Source organism: Flavobacterium psychrolimnae (assembly GCF_003312425.1).
Lineage (GTDB): Bacteria > Bacteroidota > Bacteroidia > Flavobacteriales > Flavobacteriaceae > Flavobacterium > Flavobacterium psychrolimnae.
Map to the genome: position 1 here is coordinate 106,595 of NZ_QNUX01000001.1, position 14,369 is coordinate 120,963.

General features: G+C 35.8%; 13 protein-coding genes. All 13 read left to right on the plus strand.

All coding sequences use genetic code 11. The annotated features are described in order from the left end of the window. Window positions 1–7 precede the first annotated feature (7 nt). On the plus strand, window positions 8–763 hold the full coding sequence (locus DR980_RS00450) for an SDR family oxidoreductase (protein WP_113633305.1): 756 nt from the start codon (window positions 8–10) through the stop codon (window positions 761–763). A gap of 297 nt (window positions 764–1,060) precedes the next feature. Next, on the plus strand, window positions 1,061–1,333 hold the full coding sequence (locus DR980_RS00455) for a zinc ribbon domain-containing protein (RefSeq protein ID WP_113633306.1): 273 nt from the start codon (window positions 1,061–1,063) through the stop codon (window positions 1,331–1,333). A gap of 272 nt (window positions 1,334–1,605) precedes the next feature. Then, window positions 1,606–2,598: an NAD(P)-dependent oxidoreductase gene (locus tag DR980_RS00460; protein WP_113633307.1), complete on the plus strand. Its 993-nt coding sequence runs from the start codon at window positions 1,606–1,608 to the stop codon at window positions 2,596–2,598. A 75-nt stretch (window positions 2,599–2,673) separates the two neighbouring features. Beyond that, entirely contained in the window at window positions 2,674–3,783 is a 1,110-nt protein-coding gene (locus DR980_RS00465) for a site-2 protease family protein (protein ID WP_113633308.1), read from the plus strand. Further along, window positions 3,764–4,918, plus strand: coding sequence for a phospholipase D-like domain-containing protein (locus tag DR980_RS00470; protein WP_113633309.1), 1,155 nt, complete (start codon window positions 3,764–3,766; stop codon window positions 4,916–4,918). Before DR980_RS00465 ends, DR980_RS00470 begins: the two co-directional genes overlap by 20 nt. Window positions 4,919–5,415: 497 nt before the next feature. After that, complete coding sequence (locus tag DR980_RS00475; RefSeq protein ID WP_113633310.1) at window positions 5,416–6,477, plus strand: reverse transcriptase domain-containing protein; 1,062 nt, start codon at window positions 5,416–5,418, stop codon at window positions 6,475–6,477. 217 nt (window positions 6,478–6,694) lie between these two features. After that, window positions 6,695–7,267: a YceI family protein gene (locus DR980_RS00480; RefSeq protein WP_113633311.1), complete on the plus strand. Its 573-nt coding sequence runs from the start codon at window positions 6,695–6,697 to the stop codon at window positions 7,265–7,267. Between the two features lie 75 nt (window positions 7,268–7,342). Further along, window positions 7,343–8,248, plus strand: a complete 906-nt coding sequence (locus tag DR980_RS00485; RefSeq protein WP_113633312.1) for a J domain-containing protein — start codon at window positions 7,343–7,345, stop codon at window positions 8,246–8,248. A gap of 2 nt (window positions 8,249–8,250) precedes the next feature. Next, window positions 8,251–8,538, plus strand: coding sequence for a chaperone modulator CbpM (locus DR980_RS00490; protein WP_244199227.1), 288 nt, complete (start codon window positions 8,251–8,253; stop codon window positions 8,536–8,538). A gap of 159 nt (window positions 8,539–8,697) precedes the next feature. Further along, window positions 8,698–9,531 carry a universal stress protein gene (locus DR980_RS00495; RefSeq protein ID WP_113633314.1) on the plus strand — a complete coding sequence of 278 codons (834 nt, stop codon included), beginning with the start codon at window positions 8,698–8,700 and terminating at the stop codon, window positions 9,529–9,531. Between the two features lie 147 nt (window positions 9,532–9,678). Beyond that, complete coding sequence (locus DR980_RS00500; RefSeq protein ID WP_113633315.1) at window positions 9,679–10,677, plus strand: sodium:calcium antiporter; 999 nt, start codon at window positions 9,679–9,681, stop codon at window positions 10,675–10,677. A gap of 11 nt (window positions 10,678–10,688) precedes the next feature. After that, window positions 10,689–13,280: a cation-translocating P-type ATPase gene (locus DR980_RS00505; RefSeq protein WP_113633316.1), complete on the plus strand. Its 2,592-nt coding sequence runs from the start codon at window positions 10,689–10,691 to the stop codon at window positions 13,278–13,280. 306 nt (window positions 13,281–13,586) lie between these two features. After that, entirely contained in the window at window positions 13,587–14,369 is a 783-nt protein-coding gene (locus DR980_RS00510; RefSeq protein WP_113633317.1) for an MlaE family ABC transporter permease, read from the plus strand.

The window sequence follows — 14,369 nt, forward strand, 5'->3', positions numbered from 1 at the left end:
CCAAACCATGGAAACAACATTCAAGAATAAAGTAGCATTAGTAACCGGAGGTTCATCGGGAATTGGCAGAGCCACTGCACTTGCTTTCGCCAAAAAAGGAGCCAAAGTAGCCGTTGCGGACTGGAAAGAAAATGATGAAATGGTAGACCTCATCAAAGAATTGGGCAGTGAAGCTATTTTTATCAAATGCGATGTCTCAAAAACCGATGACGTAAAAGCAATGTTGGCGCAAACTATTGCCGCATTTGGCCGATTAGATTATGCGTTCAACAATGCCGGAATCGAGGGTGCCTCCGCTTCTACCCAAGATTGTTCGGAGGAAAATTGGGATAAAACCATTGGTGTAAACCTGAAAGGAGTTTGGCTGTGCATGAAATATGAAATTCCGGAAATGCTCAAACAAGGCAAAGGAGCCATCGTCAATTGTGCATCTGTAGCGGGATTAGTCGGTTTTGCAGGGCTACCGGCTTATGTGGCTTCTAAACACGGAATTGTGGGACTTACAAAAACCACTGCTTTAGAGTGTGCCAAAGAAGGAATCCGAGTAAATGTTGTTTGTCCCGGTGTTATTCAAACACCAATGATTGACCGGCTGACCGGCAAAACAAAAGAAGGCATTGAGCAATTTACCGGTTTTGAACCCATTGGACGTTTTGGTCTTCCAGAAGAAATAGCCAATGCCGTGGTATGGCTTTGCTCAGATGAAGCCTCCTTTGTAACCGGACATGTGATGGCAGTAGACGGCGGATTTGTGGCGCAATAACAACTAAAGCATCTCAAAATTTAGACAGCAGAAGTGAATTTAAAAACGTATCTGTCTGTATTACAAATAAAATTAGATTTTTTAAATAGACGATTTAAAGCGCCAACAGCTACTTGACAACGTAAAAAAAACGATAAATTTAAGTTCACATCATTTTTCAAATTAAAATTTATTACGCAGTAAATTTTGCGAAAGCGAAAATATGAAAAAGGTATAATGAATTGACAAAATTGTTTACACGAAAAATAAATTAGAAACTACATAAAGAAAGAAAGCTAACTATTTAAATCAACACACATGGAAAACACACATTTTTGTCAAAGTTGCGGAATGCCACTGACTACAGAAGACGCCAAAGGAACCGAAAATAACGGTCAGAAAACTAATGATTACTGCAAGTATTGTTATGAAGACAGCCATTTCAAAAATCCGGAGATGAACTTAGAAGAAATGAAAAACAACGTAAAAATCCACATGGAGAAAAAAAAACTTCCTTCTTACATGATTCAAAAAGCGTTGAATATTTTACCCTCATTAAAGCGATGGAAAAACAACCAATTTGTGATTTAAATCATTTTGCATCATCAAGAATAATGTCAAAAATAATCCTTAATTATCATAAATGTTATTAAAAAGAAATTTTTACTAAGAATTTCAAAAAGGAGAAAAGTAATTCTTTTATAAACGATAATTTGAAAATGCTGCTGTAATATCATCCGAAGATTGAAGAAAAACATACAAATAACCAAAAACCGTCAAATAGAAATCTTGGAAAAAGATTGTTAGAAAATTGCCAAATGACACGCACAAATCACTTACATTAAAAAATAAAAAACCATAAAATGAAAGTATTAGTCTACAGCATCTTTGGCTTTGATAAGCCATTTATGGAAAAAGCAGCTCATGGAAATCATGAATTGGTTTTTACGGAGCAGCATTTAAATGAAAACACAGCACATCTGGCCCAAGGATTTGATGCTATTTCGATATTCACTTTAGATGTGGCTTCAGAAGCAGTTTTGCAAAAACTTTATAGTTGCGGTGTGAAATATATTGCGTTGCGGGCTGTACACTCCGATTTAATTGATGTTTCAAGAGCAAAATCTCTGGCGATGAAGGTGGCAAATGTTCCTGTGTATTCTCCTTATTCGGTGGCTGAGCATGCTGTTGGATTACTATTGGCACTAAACAGGAAACAGGTTTTAGGACAGCGATTAATGCACATTGGAGATTACAGAATGGATCATTTAGTTGGTTTTGATTTGCATGGAAAAACAGTAGGAATTATTGGAACTGGAAAAATAGGTGCTGCTTTTGCACGGATTATGCATGGCTTTGGTTGCAAAATTGTCGCTTTTGATAATGAAGAAAATGATGAGTTACAGAATGACATACCAATTTCCTACAAGACGCTACAGGAGGTTTGTGCAGCTTCAGATGTATTGTCTGTACATGCTTTTTGGAATGATTCATCTAAATATATGTTTGACAAAAATACCTTTTCGTTGTTCAAAAAAGGAATCGTTTTTATTAATACCTCACATGGAAAATTAGTAAATACCGAAGATTTAATTGAAGCAATAGAGAACAAAATCCTTGCTGCTGTTGGTTTAGACGTCTATGAAAAAGAAGATTCGATATTTTTTCAGGATCATACCGAAGCTCCTATTACTGACACATTATTTTTGAAACTCCGCTCCTATCCCAATGTCATGATTACCGGACATCAAGGTTTTTTGACTAATGAAACGCTGGCAGGAATTGCCCATACGACGATTGCCAATTTAAATGCTTGGGCGTACAATGGTATTTCTGAAAATGAAATAAGTGGATAAATGAGCTATTTGTTTTCTAGTTAAAATGAAATACTCGAGATTATTTATCAAAATAAACTCCTAAAAAAGCACCAAATGAAAGGCTCTTTTAAACTCGGAAAAATAGCAGATATAGGGATTTTTGTTCACTGGACATTCTCGTTGCTGATTCTGTTTATCATTTTCATTAATTACCGATCAGGTCAAAATGCTACTCAAATATTATGGTCGGTTGTGTTTATTTTGAGTATTTTCATCACCGTTGTAATGCATGAATTAGGCCATGCTTTAGCAGCAAAAAGATACCATATAATTACAAAAGACATCACACTTTTGCCCATTGGTGGCTTAGCCCGACTCGAAAAAATTCCTGAAAAACCCATCGAAGAGTTAATCGTGGCTATTGCAGGACCTTTGGTCAACATAACTTTAGCATTTATTACCGGAATTTTTATCACTATTCCTGATACTTCGGAACAGCTGATGGCCGAATTATCCAATGGCGTCAATGCGAATAATTTCTTTCTGAATTTTTTTTTAGTGAATTTTTGGCTGGCACTCTTTAATTTGATACCTGCGTTTCCAATGGATGGCGGGAGAATTTTACGTGCGCTTTTGTCGTTCAAAATGCAGCGACATATCGCTACACGAATTTCGGCTCGGATTGGTCAATTTCTTGCTTTGGGGTTTATACTTTTCGGTTTTTTCACCTCTCCTATTTTAGTTTTTATTGGTGTTTTTGTAGTTATAGGTGCTCAGGTTGAAGCGGATTACACCGAATCGAAATTCATGCTAAAAGGTTTTAAAGTCCATGATGTGGTGATGAAAAACTATCCGAAAATTGATGCCAATGAAACCGTAAAAACTGCCGTTGCATCAGTTTTAGACAGTCAAAATAAGAATTTCCTAATAACCGAAGCAGGAACTCCGGTGGGAACCCTGAACCGTGATCAAATCATAATGGCGCTTACAAATAAAGGAGAAGACGAATTTATTTATAATGTTATGGACCGGAATTTGATTTTTCTAGATGCAAATTCGCTTTTGGAAAATGTTTTTGAACTCATACAGCTCAATAAATCAAGATTAATGCTCGTTATGGAAAACAATGAAGTTGCCGGAACCTTGGACATTGATAATTTAATGGAATTTATTTTGATTAACGAGGTAAAAATTAATAAAGCCCATGATAATAAACAACAATAGTTTTTATGTACCTAAAAATCTGGAGTTGGTGCATAGTGGTGAAGATTATTTTGCTCGTCTAGAAACTATCATCCGTGAAGCACAATTTCAAATTCATATGCAAATGTATCTTTTTGAAAATGACACCACGGGAAAAAGAATTGTTACCGCATTAAAAGAAGCCGCTCTGCGCAAAGTTGAAATTTATGTACTTCTGGATGGTTTGGGTTCTTTGTCCTTTCCTGCTGAAGTGATAAAAGAACTGAAATACAGTGGCGTAAATATTCGTTTTTTCGCTCCTTTGTTTTCAACCTACACCTTTTATCTTGGACGAAGATTGCATCGTAAAGTTATTGTCGCTGACGCAAAAGTTGCGCTGGTGGGCGGAATAAATATAGCTGATAAATACCACGGTTCCGCCACCCAGAAACCTTGGCTGGACTATGCCGTTCAATTAAACGGGGAAATTGCAAAACCGCTTCAACAGCTTTGCCACGACATTTATTTTAAGAAAAGCCACTTTAAGAATAAACAAATAAAATCTGCATTTCGAATCCAACAAGACACTTCCGTTCGCATCCTGCAAAATGATTGGTTAAAAGGTAAAAATGAAATCTGCGATGGCTATATAAAATCCATCCGCCATGCTAAAAAAGAAATCATCATTGTAGGCAGTTATTTTCTTCCAGGAATTCGAATCATTCGAGCCTTAAAAAAAGCATCTAAAAATAAAGTAATTATCAAATTGATTCTCTCCGGAAAATCAGATCTTCCGCTGACAAGACGGGCAACTTGCTTTTTGTATGGCAAACTCCTCAGTTATAACATTGAATTGTATGAATGGAACGAATCCATTTTACACGGAAAAGTAGCTGTAGTAGATGGCAATTGGTCCACAATTGGTTCTTTTAACCTGAATAATTTGAGTTCTTACGGAAGTCTTGAAATGAATGTTGAGGTACTTTCAAGTTCCTTCTCCACGGTATTTCAGGAACACCTCAACGAAATTATTTCACAATGTCAACGCATCACTCCCGAATCACTGAAAACCAAAACCAGTATAATGACAAAATTCATCAACTTAGTATCGTATGCTGTCACAAGAATCGTAGAATTAGTAGTTACTTACACGCCTTATAAACGGTTCTATAATTGAAAAAAGCAATCGATTAATTCCTATTAAAACCTATCAAATTTATAAAGAAGCATTTTTTTAAAAATAAAAACTAAAAAATTTAAGAATTTATGCGGTTACTACATTTTTTTTTGTAAATTTATAAATGTAATCACTTAATAAATAAGTAGTTACAAATATTGGATGTTGATTTATAATTTTTTAAAAATGGAACCATACCGAATTAAAACCCGAAAAAAAGAGGATTGGATCCAAAAGGATTTTGAAAGACAAATCCCTAAATTGGACTGTAAAAAAATATTTGTGCCTAATCAGGATGAACTGTTTTTTTAATTCATTTTTAAAAGAAATTTGTTAGCTTAGGCTAACGACGGAGCCGTGAGTCACTGTTCTGTAATTGAATGTTCTTTCAAGCACCAGGTTTAAAAGATTCTCCGCAGAGCTCCGAACTTTTAAACCGGTATTCTTAATTGGGGTTAGGGACGCAAAAGTCCCTATCCCATTAATGATTCAACCCTATGGATTTTAACCATTACAAAGAAGCTTTTATTAAGGAATCGCGAAAAATTGGCTTTTCGTTACCTAATATTCAGCGCTGTCTGGATTATGCCGAAATTTTATTTTCGCATCAAGTCCCGGTAATTTACAATCCTTCGCATTTATCAGCAATTGTGGGATATAAAAAAGAATACCTGAAAAAAGCATCGCTGTTTCCTAACTATTTTTATCGTGATTTTGAAGTCTTAAAAAAAAATGGAAGCAAACGACTAATTTCTGAACCACTGCCTAGTTTGAAAGAAATCCAAATCTGGATTCTCAGAAATATACTGTATAAAGTACCCATCAGTCCTTTTGCGAAAGCCTATAAGCCAACCGTAACCCTGCTGGAAAACCTAAGATTTCATAAAAATCAACCCAAGATTTTTACGCTGGATTTAGAGAATTTCTTTCCTTCAATATCAGTTGAGGTTGTTGAAGCAGAATTTCTGGAATTGGGATATTCTAAAATAGTATCTAAATTACTTTCCAGATTATGCACCAGAAATGGAAATTTGCCGCAAGGTGCGCCTACCAGCCCCTATCTTTCGAATCTGATTTTTAAACAGGCTGATACCGAAATTGCTTCATATTGCAAAGATTATAAAATTCGTTATACGCGATATGCGGACGATATGAGTTTTTCAGGAGATTTTGACCATGAGGAATTGCTAAAAAAAGTAACAAAAACGGTTGAAAAACTAAACCTGCACATCAATGCCAAAAAGACCAAACTGATGACGCCAAATATGCGACAAACGGTTACTGGAGTTGTGGTGAATCAGAAACCGCAAGTCATTTTCCACAAACGCAATGAACTGAGACAAGCCTTATATTACATTCAGAAATTTGGTTTTGAAGAACATAAAATCTTCAAAAAAATTAATCAGAACAATTATCTGGAACATTTGCTGGGGAAAATAAATTTTGTACTCCAAATTAATCCAAAAGATGCGGAATTTATAAAGTATAAAGCAGTGCTTTTCGATTTGAAACACAAACAAGATTTAAGGGCGATAGAAAACGAATTATTTCCTATTTAAATTGTAAAAACCAATTTATAATAAGCTCCATTTTGGGGCTTTTAATTTTCATAACTAACTGTTATAAAATAAGTTATTATTATTTTATAACCTAAAAATTGATTAAATTTGGTATATACATTCATTGAAAATTATAATTCTGCATATCTCAAAAATTTCGTTTTAAACTTCGTAATTACTTCGTAGAGTATCTTTTTAAAATTAAATAAAATAAGTCATGAAAAAAATCGCTACCATTATCACTACATTATTTTTATCTACTTTTCTATTTGCACAAACAACATGGAAAGCTGATCCAATGCATTCTAAATTAACTTTTAGCACGGTACACAATGGTATTTCTGACATTGCAGGATTGTTCAAAACATTTGAAATTAGCGCAATTACAACCAAAACTGATTTCAGCGATGCCGTTTTTGAACTTTCTACAGATGTTGCGTCCATCAATACCGAAGTGGAAATGCGAGATAAGCATTTACGAAGTGAAGAATTTTTTGATGTAGAAAAATATCCGAAAATGAATTTCAAAAGCACAACAATACAAAAAACAGCGAAAGATAAATACAAACTAACGGGTCAACTTACCCTGCACGGAATAACGAAACCGGTAGTCATCACCATGTGGTATAGAGGAACTATTGAAAATCCTCAATCAAAAGCGCCAACAGCTGGTTTTAAATTTAGTACCATCATAAAACGTTCTGATTTTAATATAGGTCCAAAATTCCCTGCACCAATGATTAGTGATGAAGTAAAAATTAAGGCCGACAGTGAATTTATAAAACAATAAGTATCGAAAAACCATTTTTTATATTTCCAGATACTACAAACCTAACCGAATAACCACAACATAAAAATAATCACAATGGCATTCATAGACTATTATAAGATTCTTGAAGTGGACAAAAAAGCAACCGAAGCCGAGATTAAAAAGGCGTATCGTAAACTTGCTCGTAAATATCATCCTGATTTAAATCCAAATGATAAAGAAGCCGAAAGAAAATTCAAGGAAATCAATGAAGCAAATGAAGTCTTGAGCCATGCGGAGAATCGTAAGAAATATGATGATTACGGCGAAAACTGGCAACATGCAGAAGGATTTGAAAAATCAAAACAACAACGGCAATACCAAGGAAATGGACAACAAGGCGGTTTTGGCGGTGGTGGATTCGGTGGTGGAGGTGATTTTTCTGATTTTTTTGAATCTATGTTTGCTGGTCGAGCTTCTGGTGGCGGTGGTCGCAGAAGTGCGCAATTCAAAGGACAGGATTTTAATGCTGAACTGCATCTCGAACTCAAAGACGTCTACACGACTCACAAACGAACTTTAACCATTAATGGCAAAAACATTCGTATTACCATTCCTGCCGGAGTCGAAAACGGCCAACAAATAAAAATCAGCGGTATGGGTGGCGAAGGAGCCGGTGGCGGTCCCAAAGGTGATTTATATATCACTTTCACGGTGGCGAATCACACTAATTTTAAACTGGATAAGCACAACCTTTACGCAACAGTGGATTTGGATTTGTATACTGCGTTATTGGGCGGCGAGATTACCGCAGACACTTTTGACGGAAAAGTAAAACTGACCGTTAAACCCGGAACCCAAAACGGAACTAAAGTCAAATTGAAAGGAAAAGGATTTCCGGTGTATAAAAAAGAAGGAGAATTTGGTGATTTGTACCTAACTTATCAAATACAAATCCCCACCAATCTTTCTGAGAAAGAAAAAGAATTATTCGCTGAACTCGCTACCCTAAGAAAATCATGAACATGGAAAACTTGATCTCGATACCAGTATTATGTGCTCATTATGAAGTGGAAATGTCTTTTTTTACTAACCTCAGCGAAATGGGTTTGCTCGAAATAAAAACGATTGAATCCAAGCAATATATTGATTCAGATGCAATTTATGAAATCGAAAAAATGATTCGCATGCATCAGGAATTAGACGTAAACATAGCAGGAATTGATGTCGTGTTTAATTTGTTACAAAAGATTGATGGATTGCAAAATGAATTGACCGCTCTCAAAAACAGATTGCGTTTGTACGAAAGTTAACAACAGCCCTACTAGAATCCGCCCCTTAAAAAAGTTATGGTTTACAATATTTAGAAAAGAAAACGTTTCACTGCTTTTTAGTAATGCTATTATTGCTGGAACCTAAAAAATTTCAAAATTGATACTTTATGACATTACTAACGCATAAATTTTATAGCTATGAAAACAATACTTGTGCCCACAGACTTCTCCATTGCGGCAGATTCCGCCATTCATTACGCTATCAAGATGGCTTTATTTTGGGATGCTTCATTGATTTTGTACCACAGTTTCATTCCATTCGAAAGTGGTTTTTATCTGCTTTCACTGAGTGAGCAAGAAAATATTGAAGCCCATAAAAAATTAACGGACAGGCTTACTACCATAAAGAATTCCATTGTAAAGAAAAACCCAAATCTTTCTGTTTCTATTCACGTAGATCAGGGTCCGGAAGGCATTAAGATTATTGATTTTTGCAAAAAAAGCAAATCCGACTTGATTGTAATGGGCACCAAAGGCGCCAGTGGTTTGAAAGAAAAACTCATAGGAAGTTTTACCGCTGAAGTTATGACCAATGCGCCTTGTCCGGTCTTAGCTATTCCAAAAAAGTATACATTCAAAGTCCCTGAAAAAATTACTTACGCCACTAATTATAATAAAAAAGACAAAAAAGTACTGCAATCGCTATTAGAGTTTAATAGGCTTTTCAATGCTAAAATCACAATTTTACACATCGATTGGGGAATCACTTTTTTTACAGCGGATGAAGATTATGAACACTATAAAAAAACAATCCAAAATCATTTTAAAGATTTTGAATTCACTTTTAATCATACAGTAGGAAAGGATGTTTCAAAAACTATTTTAGAGGAAACCTTACTGGACAAGACGGATATAATAGTAATGAATCCATTGAAAAGAAAAGGAATCTGGAATCGTATTTTTTACAGAAGTGTAACCAAAAAAATAGCGTATCATATTCCCGTTCCTTTATTAAGCATCCCAACCAAATAATGTCTTTTCACTCCCCAAACTGCTCAATAGTTATAGCTAACGAGTAGAAATAATTTAATAAAAGTACCTACTAAAAAAATTTCATTCCTTCTGATTTATAATAATTAATCAGGAAAACCAAAGACATTAACGAAGTAATTGTTTTATATGAATACTTTATATCTGGATAGTATTGGGTTTCTAATTGCAACAGCGATAATCGTAACAACTGGTTCAAAACTTTCCAAATATGGAGATATAATGGCTGATATGCTGGGCTGGGGAAAAATGTTTATGGGTCTTATCCTGATGGCATCTGTAACTTCTATGCCTGAACTGATGAACGGAATAAGCGCTGTAGGTATTCTGGATGCTCCTGACCTTGCCGTTGGCGATATTGTGGGAAGTTGCGCTTTCAACATCCTTATTATTTCCATTATGGATTTTTTTTACGATCATAAAAAACCATTAACATCCGTTGCACAACCGGGCCATATAATTGCGGCCTCTTTTGGAATCATACTGTTATGCTTAGTTGCTTTTGCTATTTTGATGCCTAATTTTTTTGGAACTATTCTTTGGATTGGAGAATTCAGTATTCTATTTCTGATATTTTACCTCGTAGCCATTCGGGTTATTTTCCTTTATGACAAAAAAGAAAATAATCATCGTGAAGCACGAAAAGATACTTACACTTTAACCTTAAAACAAGTGGTTCTCCGTTATGCTTTGAACGCGGTCATTTTGATGGGTGCTGCTATGCTATTGCCATATTTTGGAGAACACCTTGCTGAAGCCAGCGGGTTGGGACAAAGTTTCTTTGGTACATTATTCATCGCGGCTTCCACGTCACTTCCAGAAGTAGTCGTGTCTATTGCCGCCATCCGCATGGGAACTATTGACTTGGCGATTGGTAATATTTTTGGAAGTAATATTTTTAACATTGCCATTCTTGCCCTTGATGATATACTGTATACCAAAGGACCCATTTTTCAATTTACAAGTCCCAATCATATTATTCCCGTCCTTGGCACCATTATTATTACAGCAATAGGAATTATCGGAATTGTTTTCAAAGAAGAAAAAAAATGGAAACTCGCCATTGATACTGCATTAATTGCTGTAGTTTACGTACTTATGATGGGGCTTTTATATTACAAAAAATAAAAAATAAAGCGATGAACTGGCATTTACTCCCACTTTCCGAAATTACCCAGTTGTTGCAAACAACTCCAAACGGTATTGATGAAATTACAGTATCAGAACGTGTGTGCGAACATGGAAAAAATGAAATTGAAGACACGAAAAAGAAAAGTATTTTACAAATGATCCTTTCTCAGTTATCTGATTTCATGATTCTGATTCTGATCGCGGCCGCAATAATTTCGGGAATAATAGGCGATGTAACGGACACGATTATTATTCTTGCTATCATTATTATCAATGCCATTGTGGGATTCATTCAAGAATATCGAGCCGAAAAAGCGATGGAAGCATTGAAAAATATGGTTGCAAACCATGCGCGCATTGTGCGCGAAGGAAAAATGATTGACATTCCGGCTTCGGATCTTGTTCCTGGCGATGTTGTAGTTCTAGAAGCTGGAAATGTTATTCCTGCAGATATTCGTTTTTTTGAAACCCATCAAATAAAAGTGGACGAATCAGCACTTACCGGGGAATCCAACAATGTAGAAAAAAATACAGAGGAACTTCCAGAAGGAAATTATGCTCTAGGCGACCAAACCAATATGGGCTACAAAGGTACTTCGATTACAAACGGAAGAGCACTTGGTTATGTTGTGGCCACAGGAATGCATACTGAACTGGGACATATCGCTAAAATGATTCAAACGGATGAAACTACAACACCGCTGCAAAAAAGATTAGCTGCTTTTGGCAAACGTTTGTCCGCTGTTATTCTAATCATCTGCACTGTCATTTTCTTTATCGGATGGCTGCGGGGAGAATCTGTAATGACGATGTTGATTACTTCCATTTCTCTTGCTGTTGCTGCAATTCCTGAGGCTTTACCAGCATTAGTGACTATCGCTTTGGCTTTTGGTGCCAAGAAATTAGCCAAAAACAATGCGCTTATTCGCAAATTACCCGCTGTAGAAACACTGGGTTCCGTAACCTATATCTGTTCTGATAAAACAGGAACTCTCACGCTGAATAAAATGACTGTACAGGAAATTTTTGAAACTTCAGATACAAAATACAATACCGCTTTTGAAGAAAAAAACCGATTACTTCACGCCATAGCTTTAAATAACGATGTCTCAAAAGGCGAAAACGGAAAATGGTTGGGAGATTCAACTGAAGTGGCATTGGTGCAATACGCTTTCGATAAAAATTTAAACCGCGCTGATTTAGAAGTTTCATTTCCCCGAATAGCAGAATTGCCTTTTGATTCCAAAAGAAAATGCATGACAACCCTGCATCATAGTAAAAATACTGATAATGAAGTGATTGTCATTACAAAAGGAGCAGTCGATGTCCTATTCCATAAACTGAGTGCCGAGCAGCAATCACATATTCCAGAATTGGAACGTAAAGTCAATGAAATGGCAGAAAAAGGCTATCGAGTTTTAGGATATGCCATGAGAACACTTTCTTCTTTACCTGAAAATTTAGATTCAGAAACAATTGAAACAGAACTTACACTTATTGGTTTTGTTGGGATGATTGATCCGCCACGCGAGGAAGCAAAACAAGCGGTTTCGGAATGCAAAGAAGCAGGTATTATTCCAGTGATGATTACCGGCGATCATAAACTCACCGCAAAAGCCATTGCCGAAAAACTAGGAATAATTTCTTCCGAGGAAGATATGGTGCTGACGGGTTCTAAATTATCCGCATTAACACAAACAGAATTTGTGGAAATTGTGGAGAAAGTTCGCGTGTATGCCCGTGTCAATCCCGAACAGAAATTAAGAATCATTAATGCGTTACAATCTAAAAATCATTTTGTGGCCATGACTGGAGACGGTGTGAATGATGCACCAGCACTAAAAAACGCTGATATTGGTATCGCTATGGGAATCAACGGTACTGAAGTTTCTAAAGAAGCGTCGCACCTGATTTTGCTCGATGATAATTTTGCTACCATAATAGTTGCAGTCAAACACGGCAGAAAAATATTCGATAATATTCTGAAATTTATTAAGTACATCATGACCGGAAATTCAGGCGAAATCTGGGCGATATTTTTGGCGCCGTTTTTTGGTTTACCCATTCCGTTATTAGCCATTCATATTCTTTGGATCAATCTGGTAACAGATGGTTTACCCGGATTAGCCTTGGCCTCCGAGCCATCAGAAATAAATATTATGAAACGCCCCCCTAGAAACCCTATTGAAAGTATTTTTTCAAATGGTATGGCGGTTCACATTCTGTGGGTTGGATTTTTAATGGGTGTCGTCACAATTGGGATGCAGGCTTATGCCATACATGTAGCAAACTCACATTGGCAAACGATGGCTTTTACGGTGCTGTGCTTCAGTCAATTGGGACATGTAATGGTGATACGTTCCGGACAAGATTCAATTTTTAAAATTGGTTTTTTCTCCAATAAATCCATGGTTGGCGCTTTATTAATAACAGTCTCGCTACAACTTATGATTGTTTACCTGCCTTTCTTTAATGGAATTTTCAAAACACAACCACTTACTTTATATGAGTTGCTTTTGACTTTTGCGGTATCAAGTATTGTTTTTTGGGCGGTAGAAATAGAGAAGTGGATTAAAAACAGAAAAAAACAAGACAAGTAGAAGCATAAAAAATAAATGTAAGATTCACCATATATCCATAATTAATAATACAATCTTACTAAATCTCAGTTTTATTCTCCTTTCTTTTTTATCAAAAATTACTTCTTCAGGTTCAATTTTACAATGAGAATTATTCCCCCAAATACAAATAACGATTGTAAAAATGCTGTTATTTTTTAAAATTGATATTTTCTCGACAAAACCCTCAATATAATAGGCAAACAACACTTTTAATAGCACTGATAATCAGATAAATAACTATATATTTGAGTAGCTGTTTTCTGTTAAAAACTAATTCATTTGCTTATGGATACATTTTCAAAAATAAGGGAATTATTCAAAGCTTTTTTACTCGAAATTGGCGAACTCTCCTACTTTGCTGGCCGTTTTTTTCAAGAAACTTTCAAACGTCCCATGGAGTTCAAAGAGTTTTTGCGACAATGTTTTAATATGGGAAATCGTTCCTTGCTTTTGGTTGCGGTCACGGGATTTATTATTGGATTGGTATTCACTTTGCAATCGCGTCCTACACTGCAGGAATTTGGCGCTGTTTCCTGGATGCCATCAATGGTTAGTATTTCACTGATTCGAGAAATTGGTCCTATTATAACGGCATTGATTTGTGCAGGACGAATTGGTTCTGGTATTGGTGCTGAATTAGGTTCGATGCGAGTTACGGAACAAATTGATGCCATGGAAGTTTCCGGCACTAATCCGTTCAAATATTTAGTGGTAACCCGAGTTTTGGCCACCACTTTTATGTTACCCGTTTTAGTTTTTTTTGGCGATGCTATTGCAATATTTGGTTCTTTTCTGGTCGAAAATATCAAAGGAAATGTCTCTTTTTTATTGTATTACAACAAGGTTTTTGATGCTTTGGAATTTGGTGATTTGATACCCGCAACCATCAAAACATTCTTTTTTGGCTTTGCCATCGGATTAGTAGGTTGTTTCAAAGGATATTATTGCAAAAAAGGGACAGCTGGTGTGGGATTAGCAGCTAATTCTGCGGTGGTTTTCACGTCGATGTTGCTGTTTATTATTGATTTTATTGCTGTTTTTGTTACTGATATATTTTATGATTTATAA

Coding starts and splice junctions, on each gene's coding strand:
- DR980_RS00450 (WP_113633305.1), top strand. CDS start 8: ATGGAAACAACATTCAAGAATAAAGTAGCATTAGTAACCGGAGGTTCA.
- DR980_RS00455 (WP_113633306.1), top strand. CDS start 1,061: ATGGAAAACACACATTTTTGTCAAAGTTGCGGAATGCCACTGACTACA.
- DR980_RS00460 (WP_113633307.1), top strand. CDS start 1,606: ATGAAAGTATTAGTCTACAGCATCTTTGGCTTTGATAAGCCATTTATG.
- DR980_RS00465 (WP_113633308.1), top strand. CDS start 2,674: ATGAAAGGCTCTTTTAAACTCGGAAAAATAGCAGATATAGGGATTTTT.
- DR980_RS00470 (WP_113633309.1), top strand. CDS start 3,764: ATGATAATAAACAACAATAGTTTTTATGTACCTAAAAATCTGGAGTTG.
- DR980_RS00475 (WP_113633310.1), top strand. CDS start 5,416: ATGGATTTTAACCATTACAAAGAAGCTTTTATTAAGGAATCGCGAAAA.
- DR980_RS00480 (WP_113633311.1), top strand. CDS start 6,695: ATGAAAAAAATCGCTACCATTATCACTACATTATTTTTATCTACTTTT.
- DR980_RS00485 (WP_113633312.1), top strand. CDS start 7,343: ATGGCATTCATAGACTATTATAAGATTCTTGAAGTGGACAAAAAAGCA.
- DR980_RS00490 (WP_244199227.1), top strand. CDS start 8,251: ATGGAAAACTTGATCTCGATACCAGTATTATGTGCTCATTATGAAGTG.
- DR980_RS00495 (WP_113633314.1), top strand. CDS start 8,698: ATGAAAACAATACTTGTGCCCACAGACTTCTCCATTGCGGCAGATTCC.
- DR980_RS00500 (WP_113633315.1), top strand. CDS start 9,679: ATGAATACTTTATATCTGGATAGTATTGGGTTTCTAATTGCAACAGCG.
- DR980_RS00505 (WP_113633316.1), top strand. CDS start 10,689: ATGAACTGGCATTTACTCCCACTTTCCGAAATTACCCAGTTGTTGCAA.
- DR980_RS00510 (WP_113633317.1), top strand. CDS start 13,587: ATGGATACATTTTCAAAAATAAGGGAATTATTCAAAGCTTTTTTACTC.